The 9568-nt window shown below is 69.1% G+C and carries 9 protein-coding genes; 5 read left to right on the top strand and 4 right to left on the bottom strand.

Features of this window, described 5'->3' with window-relative positions:
- On the top strand, positions 1 to 765 hold a 765-nt coding region (locus H0487_RS18190; protein WP_183095647.1), incomplete at its 5' end, for a hypothetical protein.
- A gap of 5 nt (positions 766 to 770) precedes the next feature.
- On the opposite strand, the gene H0487_RS18185 is transcribed toward H0487_RS18190, so the two are convergent.
- Positions 771 to 1139 (bottom strand): VOC family protein, encoded by a 369-nt coding sequence (locus H0487_RS18185; protein WP_183095646.1) that lies wholly within the window; start codon positions 1137 to 1139, stop codon positions 771 to 773.
- Positions 1140 to 1261: 122 nt separating this feature from the next.
- Here H0487_RS18185 and H0487_RS18180 point away from each other — a divergent pair, with 122 nt between their 5' ends.
- On the top strand, positions 1262 to 2314 hold the full coding sequence (locus H0487_RS18180; RefSeq protein WP_183095645.1) for a glycosyltransferase: 1053 nt from the start codon (positions 1262 to 1264) through the stop codon (positions 2312 to 2314).
- A gap of 18 nt (positions 2315 to 2332) precedes the next feature.
- On the opposite strand, the gene H0487_RS18175 is transcribed toward H0487_RS18180, so the two are convergent.
- The 3 genes from H0487_RS18175 to sdhC are packed head-to-tail and all read right to left on the bottom strand — an operon-like array spanning position 2333 to position 5776.
- Complete coding sequence (locus H0487_RS18175) at positions 2333 to 3112, bottom strand: succinate dehydrogenase/fumarate reductase iron-sulfur subunit (RefSeq protein ID WP_183095644.1); 780 nt, start codon at positions 3110 to 3112, stop codon at positions 2333 to 2335.
- Between the two features lie 11 nt (positions 3113 to 3123).
- The gene (locus tag H0487_RS18170; RefSeq protein ID WP_246383821.1) at positions 3124 to 4962 is read right to left on the bottom strand and encodes a fumarate reductase/succinate dehydrogenase flavoprotein subunit; all 1839 of its coding nucleotides are present in this window, start codon (positions 4960 to 4962) and stop codon (positions 3124 to 3126) included.
- Position 4963: 1 nt separating this feature from the next.
- On the bottom strand, positions 4964 to 5776 hold the full coding sequence (sdhC, locus tag H0487_RS18165; RefSeq protein WP_183095643.1) for a succinate dehydrogenase subunit SdhC: 813 nt from the start codon (positions 5774 to 5776) through the stop codon (positions 4964 to 4966).
- Positions 5777 to 5986: 210 nt separating this feature from the next.
- Here sdhC and H0487_RS18160 point away from each other — a divergent pair, with 210 nt between their 5' ends.
- From H0487_RS18160 to H0487_RS18150, 3 genes are read left to right on the top strand one after another with little or no spacing between them, the layout of a single operon-like run.
- Positions 5987 to 6724 carry a succinate dehydrogenase cytochrome b subunit gene (locus tag H0487_RS18160; protein WP_312856010.1) on the top strand — a complete coding sequence of 246 codons (738 nt, stop codon included), beginning with the start codon at positions 5987 to 5989 and terminating at the stop codon, positions 6722 to 6724.
- Between the two features lie 36 nt (positions 6725 to 6760).
- Positions 6761 to 8782 carry a fumarate reductase/succinate dehydrogenase flavoprotein subunit gene (locus tag H0487_RS18155; RefSeq protein WP_183095648.1) on the top strand — a complete coding sequence of 674 codons (2022 nt, stop codon included), beginning with the start codon at positions 6761 to 6763 and terminating at the stop codon, positions 8780 to 8782.
- A gap of 11 nt (positions 8783 to 8793) precedes the next feature.
- Entirely contained in the window at positions 8794 to 9537 is a 744-nt protein-coding gene (locus H0487_RS18150) for a succinate dehydrogenase/fumarate reductase iron-sulfur subunit (protein WP_183095642.1), read from the top strand.
- Positions 9538 to 9568 lie beyond the last annotated feature (31 nt).

Below are 9568 nucleotides of genomic sequence, written 5' to 3'. Positions count from 1 at the left end.
GGCCCCGGCAACACCGAGGCCGGCAACATCGCGGACGTCGTTGCGGTGCGCGCGTGTCCCGACCTGCTCGGTTACACCGGCAGCGATCCCGGATCGGTCGACCCGGCCCAGGTGGCGTTGTTGGCCGACCACGACGCGTTGGTCGTCGGGCTCCAGCAGTTCCGTGATGCCGTCGCCGCGCTGCCCCTGGGCATTCCGGAGATGTGCGCGACGATCGACATCCTCTACTCCCGCGACTCGTTGATGCTGGTCCGCGCCGATGGATCGACGACGCTGCTGTGGGCAGCCCCCTGCACCACGGTCACCGTCGACGGACGGGACGTCGAGGGAGCGGCAGTCACCTCTGCGTTCCAGGACTCTCTCGACCGTCAACGTGACGACCTCGACTACACGCGGCCCTACGACGGGTCGCCCCGGTGCGACACGAGGGTCACCGGCGGCCCCGCCAGGCCCGGACGCGAACAGCTGGTCGCGGCGACCTACTGCGGCCCCGACGAGATGGCCGGCGTCCCGCTCACCGACGACCAGCTCGCCATCCTCCGCGACGCGTGGGACAACCCGGATCCCCTCGGCGACGACCTCGAGGAGACCGGGGAGAACGACTGTCTCGAAGGCGGGGACGGGGGCTACCTCCGCGTCGCCACCGACCGCAGCGACGTGGTGTGGCTCTTCACGAACCCCTGCGGCTACCTGCGGTGGGACAGCTGGCGGCCCGGCGAGGGTGCGGCGATCCCGACCACCTTCGAGGAGCTCGGGATCGGCTAGCCCCCTCAGCCCCAGGACGGGATCTGCTGCAGCGACCAGCGGTTGCCGTCGGGGTCGGCGAAGTAGACGAACCGGCCCCAGGGCTGGTCGTCGACATCGCTGACGTCGATCCCGCGCCCCACCAGGTCGGCGCGGGCGGCGTCGGCGTCGGCGACGACGGCCTGCATGTTGTCGAGGGAGCCGGGCGCCATGGTGGTCAGGCCCTTCCCGATCGCGATCGAGCAGGCCGACCCCGGGGGCGTCAGCTGCACGAACCTGACCTCGTCGCTGACGGTGTGGTCGTGGTCGACCACGAACCCCGCCTGCTCGTAGAACTCCTTCGCCCGATCGACATCACTCACGGGCACGGCAACCAGCTCGAGCTTGATCTCCATGAGGACGAACCTACGCGCGACCACCGACATCGTGACCGGCCTCACGGGGTCACCACCGGGCGTTCATCCAGGCATCACCGGCATCTCGCCAGCCGGTCAGACGGACCACCCACGCTGGCCGCATGAGGATCGCCCTGGTGACCGAGACGTTCTACCCCGCGGTGGACAGCACGACGACCACCCTCAAGGCCATCGCCGACCGCCTGGTCGACCGCGGCCACACCGTGCGGATCATCGCGCCCGGGCCCGGCCTCGCGTCCTACCGCGGCTGCGACGTCGTCCGCGTCCGCCCGCTGGAGCCGACCGGCGGCCAGATCCGGGCCGCGATCGACGACTTCGAGCCCGACCTCGTGCAGGCGTCCTCGCCCCGACTCGTCGGCCGCAAGGCGCTCAAGCACGCGCGCCGGGCCGGCGTCCCGACCCTCGTGGTCGAGCAGTCCCCCGTCCACGACCTGGCCGCCGACTACTGGCGGTCAAAGGTCGCCGACCGGGCCGACACGCTGCTCGTCACCGCCCCCTGGATGGTCGACCGGGCCGCCGAGCTCGGCGCCGAGGCGAGCCTGTGGCTCCCCGGTGTCGACCCCCGCGCGTTCAATGCCACCCTGCGCGACCCGTGGCTCCACGACTCGTGGTCACGTGCCCGCGCCAAGGACGGCGGCCAGGCGGTCGTCGGCTACGTCGGCAGCCTCCACAAGCGGCACGGCGTACGACGCCTCGCCGAGCTCGCCGACGTCCCCGGGACCCGGCTCGTGGTGATCGGCGACGGCCCCGAGCGCGAGTGGCTCGAGCGCCGCCTCCCCGGTGCGCGCTTCACCGGTCCGCTCCAGACCGGCGACCTCACCGTCGCGCTGCCGACCCTCGACCTGCTCGTGCACCCGGGCGAGCACGAGACGGACTGCCACGCCGTCCGCGAGGCGGCCGCCTCCGGCGTGCCCACCGTCGCCCCGCGCTCGGGCGGCGCCGCCGACGTGGTCCGACACCTCGAGACCGGCGTCCTCTACGACCCAGCCGACGCACGCGACCTGCGGCGGGCGGTCACCGCCGTCGCCGCCGACCGGCACCGCGGCCTGATGGGCGCAGCGGGACGCGAGCTCGCGGTCCGTCGTACCTGGGTCGACGCGGTCGACGAGCTCGTCCGGGCGCACTACCCGGCGCCCGCCCCGATCGCCGCCTGAGCGGCGCCGTGATCCGGCTCAGGCCTCGGCGCGGCCGTCGTTGTCCTTGTTGCGCAGGCCGATCTTGTTGCCGAGCCAGACGAGCGGGTCGTACTTCTTGTCCACGACCCTCTCCTTCATCGGGATGATCGCGTTGTCGGTGATCTTGATGCCCTCGGGGCAGACCTCGGTGCAGCACTTGGTGATGTTGCAGAGGCCGAGGCCGGCCTGGTCGCGGGCCACCGAGCGGCGGTCCTTGGTGTCGAGCGGGTGCATGTCGAGCTCGGCGTAGCGCAGGAAGAACCGCGGTCCCGCGAACGACTTCTTGTTGTCCTCGTGGTCACGGACCACGTGGCAGGTGTTCTGGCACAGGAAGCACTCGATGCACTTGCGGAACTCCTGGCCCCGTTCGACGTCGACCTGCATCATCCGGCGCTTGCCGTCGGCGTCACGCGGACCGAGGTCGATGCCCGGCAGCTCCTTGGCCTTCTCGTAGTTGTACGAGACGTCGGTGACCAGGTCACGGATGACCGGGAACGCCCGCAGCGGGGTGACCGTGATCGTCTCGCTCGGGTCGAAGTCGGAGAGCCGGGTCATGCACATGAGCCGCGGCTTGCCGTTGACCTCGGCGCTGCACGAGCCGCACTTGCCGGCCTTGCAGTTCCAGCGGATCGCCAGGTCGCCGGCCTGGGTGGCCTGGAGCCGGTGCAGCGCGTCGAGGACGACCTCGCCCTCCGACACCTCGACCTGGTAGTCCCCCAGGTCGCCGCCGTCGGCGTCGCCGCGCCAGACCCGCATCTTCAGCTGGTAGCCCGTCATGTCAGCCTCCCCTACTCGAAGAACTTCTGCAGGTCGTCGGGCATCGACGAGATGGCCTGCTCGGTCATGTCGACGCCGTCGCGTGCCGCGTTGAGCTTCAGCACGAGGTTCTTGCTGCCCCACTCGGGGTTCGGACCGGGGAAGTCGTTGCGGGTGTGACCGCCGCGCGACTCCTGCCGGGCGAGCGCCGCCTTGGCCACGCACTCCCCCACCAGGAGCATGTTGCGGAGGTCGATCGCGAGGTGCCAGCCGGGGTTGTACTGCCGGTGACCCTCGACGACCATCGTCCGCGCCCGCTCCTTGAGCCGCTCGACGTCCTGCAGCGCCCGCTCGAGCTCGGAGCCCTCGCGGATGATGCCGACCAGGTCGTTCATCGACTGCTGGAGGTCCTGCTGGATCGTGTACGGGTTCTCGCGGCCCTCGACCTCGAACGGCGCCAGCGCACTCACCTTGGCCGCCTCGATGTCGATGTCGCTGGCCTCGGGCCGCGACGGGAGACCGGCGACGTAGGCCGCCGCCGAGTCACCGGCGCGCTTGCCGAACACGATGAGGTCGGACAGGGAGTTGCCGCCGAGCCGGTTGGACCCGTGCATGCCGCCCGAGCACTCGCCGACGGCGTACAGACCCGGGACGACCGACACCTCGGTCTCCGGGTCGACCTCGATCCCGCCCATCGCGTAGTGGCACGTCGGTCCGATCTCCATCGGCTCCGCGGTGATGTCGACGTCGGCCAGCTCCTTGAACTGGTGATACATCGACGGCAGCCGCTTCTTGATGAACTCCGGCGTACGACGCGACGCGATGTCGAGGAAGACGCCGCCGTGCGGTGACCCGCGTCCCGCCTTGATCTCGGCGTTGATGGCACGCGCCACCTCGTCGCGCGGCAACAGCTCAGGTGGGCGGCGGTTGTTCTTCTTGTCCTCGTACCAGCGGTCCGCCTCCTCGATGGAGTCGGCGGTCTCCGCCCGGAAGAACTCCGGGATGTGGTTGAACATGAAGCGTTCGCCCTCGGAGTTCTTCAGGATCCCGCCGTCGCCACGGACCGACTCGGTGACGAGCAGGCCCTTCACCGACGGCGGCCAGACCATCCCCGTGGGGTGGAACTGGACGAACTCCATGTTGATGAGGGTGGCGCCGGCGCGCAGTGCGAGCGCGTGGCCGTCGCCGGTGTACTCCCAGGAGTTCGACGTGACCTTCCAGGCCTTGCCGAAGCCACCGGTGGCCAGCACGACCGCGGGCGCGTCGAAGACGATGAAGCGGCCCGACTCGCGCCAGTAGCCGAAGGCACCGGCGATGGCACCGTCGCGCTTGAGCAGGTCGGTGACCGTGCACTCCATGTAGACGTCGATGCCGAGCGCCACCAGCCGCTGCTGGAGCGTGCGGATGATCTCCAGGCCGGTGCGGTCACCGATGTGGGCGAGCCGTGCGTAGCGGTGGCCGCCGAAGTCGCGCTGGCTGATGAGGCCGTCGGAGGTGCGGTCGAACAGCGCGCCCCAGTCCTCCAGCTCCATGACCCGGTCCGGCGCCTCCTGGGCGTGGATCTGCGCCATCCGCCAGTTGTTGAGCATCTTCCCGCCCCGCATGGTGTCGCGGAAGTGCACCTGCCAGTTGTCGTCGGGGTAGAGGTTGCCCATCGCCGCCGCGCAGCCGCCCTCGGCCATCACGGTGTGCGCCTTGCCGAGCAGCGACTTGCAGACCACGGCGACCCGGGCACCCGCGTCGTGCGCCGCGATCGCCGCGCGGAGGCCGGAGCCGCCCGCGCCGATCACGATGACGTCGTACTCGTGGCGCTCCATGCCGCCCTGGGCGTCGCCCGACATCTCGTTGCCGGTCAGGGGGTGACGCGTCATGTCAGAAGAACCTCACGTCGTCGATCACGTTGCTGGCCAGGAGGAAGACGTAGAGGTCGACCGCCGCCACGGAGAACAGGGAGTACCAGGCATAACGGGGGTGGTTCGCGTTGAGCTTGGACACCCAGGTCCAGAGCCGGTAGCGGACCGGGTGCTTGGAGAAGTGCCGCAGCCGGCCGCCGACGATGTGGCGACAGGAGTGGCACGACAGCGTGTAGAGCCAGATGAAGACGACGTTGACGGCCATGATCAGGGTCCCGAGACCCATGTGGATCCCGCTCGTCTCGCCCGACCCGACGGCGTACTCGTCGGGCATCGGCCGGAAGGCCAGGAACACGTCGTAGGTCAGGATCAGGCCGACCGCGATCGCGGCGTACCAGAAGAAGCGGTGCAGGTTCTGCACGAGCAGCGGGAACCGGGTCTCGCCGCTGTAGGCGCCGTGCGGCTCGGCGACCGCACAGGCGGGCGGCGAGAGCCAGAACGCCCGGTAGTAGGCCTTGCGGTAGTAGTAGCAGGTCATCCGGAAGCCCAGCGGGAAGATCAGGATGATGAGCGCGGCCGACAGCGGCCACCACTGGAAGGGTTGCCCGAAGTCCGATGCGCCCTCGACGCACTCGCCGAGGCACGGCGAGTAGAACGGCGAGAGGTAGGGCTCGGCGAAGTAGTCGCGGTCCGCGAACGCACGGATCGTCGCGTAGACCACGAACGAGCCGAACACCAGGAAGGTCGTCAGCGGCGCGAGCCACCAGCGGTCCGTCCGGAGGGTCCGCTCCTCGATCTGCGCCCGTCCAGGACCGTGTACGCCTGTCGTCACCTGCACCTCCGGATCTCGCCCCGCAGCACAACGACGGTCGCCGCGCGACTGCCGGGGCTGAGTCTGCACAAAGGACCGCGAATGTGAAAGGGGCCACACCGACCGGTTCGCCCCCAGTGCCACGAAAACTGGTAAGGGTAACCTAACCGGATCTATCTCACACGAGACCGCTGCCACAGTTGGAGGCGCTGCGCGGTAGCGTGAGCGCTCGTGGCAAACCCCGTGACGACCCCAGGTTCCAAGAGGCCCACCCTCGTCGACGGAGCGCGCGCTTCGCGCACGTCGATCGCACTGAAGCTCCTGATGGCCCTCAGCGGCCTCGCATTCGTCGGCTTCGTGCTGGGACACATGTACGGCAACCTCAAGGCCTTCTCCGGCCACGACGCCTTCAACGAGTACGCGTACCACCTCAAGGAGCTCGGCGAGCCGATGCTCCCGCACATGGGCTTCATCTGGATCATGCGCGGCGGGCTGCTGCTCGCCCTCATCATCCACGTGGCCTGCGCGATCGAGCTGACGCGTCGCGCCCGCAAGGCGCGTCCGGTGCAGTACGTCGTCAAGAAGCACACCGGCGCGATCCCCGCGAGCCGACTGATGCGCTGGGGCGGCCTCACGCTGTTCCTCTTCATCGTGTGGCACCTGGTCAACTTCACGTTCGGCAAGGTGAACGTGGAGACCGGCGAGACCGGAGACGCCGCCGGCGACCCGTACAACCTCCTCGTCGACACCTTCGACGTCTGGTGGATGACCCTCATCTACCTGGTCGCGATGGCGATGCTCGGCGCCCACCTGCACCACGGCGTGTGGAGCTCGATGCAGACGCTCGGCCTCACCGGGACCGCCGAGGCCCGTGCCCGCGTCAAGACGATCTCGTTCGCCCTCGCGATCGTGATCGCGGGCGGCTTCTCGCTCGTCCCGATCGCCGTCCTCACCGGTCTCATCGACTGACCCGCGTCTAGCAAGGGAACCCCTCACATGACCGACATGCCGGACACCACCCTCACGTCCGACCGCTCCCACGACGAGCCCTCCCCCGGCCAGTACGACGACGCTGCGGGCTACTACACGCTCGGCGAGCCGATCGCCGACACCAAGGCCCCCGCCGGCGACATCGCCGACCGTTGGCAGACCCGCAAGTTCGAGGCCCGCCTCGTCAACCCGGCCAACCGCCGCAAGCTGTCGATCATCATCGTCGGCACCGGCCTGGCCGGTGGCGCCGCAGCCGCCACGCTCGGCGAGGCCGGCTACAACGTGAAGTCCTTCTGCTACCAGGACTCGCCGCGCCGGGCGCACTCGATCGCCGCCCAGGGCGGCATCAACGCCGCGAAGAACTACAAGGAGGACGGCGACTCCACGCACCGCCTCTTCTACGACACGGTCAAGGGCGGCGACTACCGCTCGCGCGAGTCCAACGTCTACCGCCTGGCCGAGGTGTCGACGAACATCATCGACCAGTGCGTCGCTCAGGGCGTCCCGTTCGCCCGCGAGTACGGCGGCCTCCTCGACAACCGCTCGTTCGGCGGCGTCCAGGTCTCCCGCACGTTCTACGCGCGCGGCCAGACGGGACAGCAGCTGCTCATCGGCGCCTACCAGGCGATGGAGCGCCAGGTGAAGCTCGGCACCGTCACGGAGTACACCCGCCACGAGATGCTCGAGGTGATCGTCGCCGACGGTCAGGCGCGCGGCATCATCGCCCGCGACATGGTCACCGGCGAGATCGAGACCCACCTCGCCGACGTCGTCGTGCTGGCCTCGGGCGGCTACGGCAACGTCTTCTACCTCTCGACCAACGCGATGGGCTCCAACGTCACCGCCGCGTGGCGTGCGCACCGCAAGGGCGCCTACATGGCCAACCCCTGCTACACGCAGATCCACCCGACCTGCATCCCGGTCTCCGGCGACCACCAGTCGAAGCTGACCCTGATGTCGGAGTCGCTGCGCAACGACGGCCGGATCTGGGTGCCCAAGAAGGCCGAGGACTGCGGCAAGGACCCGCGGGACATCCCCGAGGAGGACCGCGACTACTACCTGGAGCGGATCTACCCGTCGTTCGGCAACCTGGTCCCCCGCGACATCGCGTCCCGCCAGGCGAAGAACATGTGCGACGAGGGTCGCGGTGTCGGCCCGATGGTCGGCGACTTCCGCCGCGGGGTCTACCTCGACTTCAAGGACGCCATCGCGCGCCTCGGCAAGGACGCCATCGAGGAGAAGTACGACAACCTCCTCGACATGTACGAGCGGATCACGGGTGAGAACCCCTACGAGGTCCCCATGCGGATCTACCCCGCCGTGCACTACGTCATGGGCGGCCTGTGGGTCGACTACGACCTGCAGTCCACGATCAAGGGCCTGTTCGTCACCGGCGAGGCCAACTTCTCCGACCACGGCGCCAACCGCCTCGGCGCGTCCGCGCTGATGCAGGGCCTGGCCGACGGCTACTTCGTGCTGCCACACACCATCCGCGACTACCTCGCGGACGGCCCGTTCCCGGAGATCGGCGAGGACCACCCGGCGGTCGTCGAGGCCCGGGCCGACGTCGAGGGCCGGATCGAGAAGTTCCTCTCGATCAACGGCAACCGGTCCGTCGACAGCTTCCACCGCGAGCTCGGCCACATCATGTGGGAGTACTGCGGAATGGAGCGCACGGCCGAGGGCCTGCGCAAGGCGATCGACATGATCCGCGAGCTCAAGCGGGAGTTCTGGAGCGACCTCAAGGTGCTCGGCACCGCCGACTCGCTCAACCAGAGCCTCGAGAAGGCCGGCCGCGTGGCCGACTTCATCGAGCTCGGCGAGCTCATGTGCATCGACGCTCTCAACCGGCGTGAGTCCTGCGGCGGCCACTTCCGTGGCGAGTCGCAGACCGAGGACGGCGAGGCCCTCCGCCACGACGACGAGTTCGCCTACGTCGCCGCGTGGGAGTGGGGTGGCCAGGACGGCACGCCGATCCTGCACAAGGAAGAACTCGTCTACACCGCCATCGAGATGAAGCAGCGGAGCTACAAGTGAGCAGCGGCAACATGAACCTGACCCTGAAGATCTGGCGCCAGACCGACGCCGTCGACAAGGGCAAGATCCACACCTACGCGATCAGCGGCATCTCGCAGGACATGAGCTTCCTGGAGATGCTCGACGTCCTCAACGAGCAGCTCAACGAGCAGGGCGAGGAGCCTGTCGCGTTCGACTCGGACTGTCGCGAGGGCATCTGCGGCATGTGCTCGCTGATGATCAACGGTGAGCCGCACGGCCCCGAGGTCACCACGACCTGCCAGCTCCACATGCGGTCCTTCAACGACGGCGACACGATCACGATCGAGCCGTGGCGCTCGGGCGCGTTCCCGGTCGTCAAGGACCTGGTCGTCGACCGGTCCGCGTTCGACCGGATCATCCAGTCGGGTGGCTACATCTCTGCCAACACCGGTTCGGCCCCCGAGGCCAACTCGGTGCCGGTCCCTCGCGACAACGCCGTCCGCGCGTTCAACGTGGCGACCTGCATCGGCTGCGGCGCCTGCGTCGCGGCGTGCCCCAACGGCTCGGCCTCGCTGTTCCTCGGCGCCAAGATCACCCACCTCGGTGAGCTGCCGCAGGGACAGCCGGAGCGGTGGAGCCGGGTCGTCGACATGACCGCCCAGCACGACCACGAGGGCTTCGGCGGCTGCACCAACATCGGTGAGTGCGCCGCCGCGTGCCCCAAGGAGATCCCGCTGGACGTCATCAGCCAGCTCAACAAGGACCTCCGCACGGCGATGCGTCACGGCCACTGAGGCCTGACCTCCCGGAGCCACCGCCGACCCG

The organism is Nocardioides stalactiti (genome assembly GCF_014180715.1).
GTDB classification, from domain to species: Bacteria; Actinomycetota; Actinomycetes; order Propionibacteriales; family Nocardioidaceae; genus Nocardioides; species Nocardioides stalactiti.
The sequence above is the reverse complement of the archived record's forward strand: the minus strand, read 5'-3'. Positions and strand labels throughout refer to the sequence as shown.